Here is a 577-nt window from a genome sequence, read left to right as displayed (position 1 = left end):
CCTGTGGGACCAGACCTCGGAGATGACCGAGCAGCTGGAGGGCGCGGGTCGGTCTCGTCTGCGCCGCGGCGGTGTTCAGCCGTTGACGACGGAGCAGGGTCTGGCGTTGTTCGAGGCCGCGGTCGCGTGGGGCGCGCCGTTGGCGGTCCCGACCCGCCTCGACCTGACAGGGCTGTCTCGTGGAGGCCGGCCGGTGCCCGCACTGCTGCGGGGTCTGGCTGGGGGCGCTCTGGCCCGCCCGACCGCGGCCGTTGCCGCGGATGCGGGTGGCCTGGCGGCCCGGTTGGCCGCGCTCGGTCCGGCCGATCGCGAGCAAGAAGTCCTACAGGTCGTTCGGGCCGCCGCGGCCGTTGTCCTGGGCCACGCCCGGCCCGGAGACATCGATCCACAGCGGGCCTTCAAGGACATGGGCATCGACTCGCTGACCGCGCTGGAGCTCCGCAACCGGCTCGCGGCCGAGACCGGCCTGAGCCTTCCCGCAACCCTGATCTTCGACTACCCCGTCCCGCTGGAACTTGCTCGGTATCTGGTCGCAGAGGCATGTGGGACCGACGGCGTGGCCACTGTATCCGCGGTC

The 577-nt window shown here is 72.3% G+C and carries 1 protein-coding gene; it reads left to right on the top strand.

Going from position 1 to position 577, the window contains the following annotated elements:
* Positions 1 to 22: 22 nt before the first annotated feature.
* Positions 23 to 577 (top strand): acyl carrier protein (locus tag AC3ERT_RS36635; protein WP_435179517.1); only part of this gene is annotated, 555 nt, incomplete at its 3' end.

Source organism: Actinacidiphila sp. bgisy145, from assembly GCF_057708125.1.
This window is presented reverse-complemented; position numbering and strand designations above follow the sequence as displayed.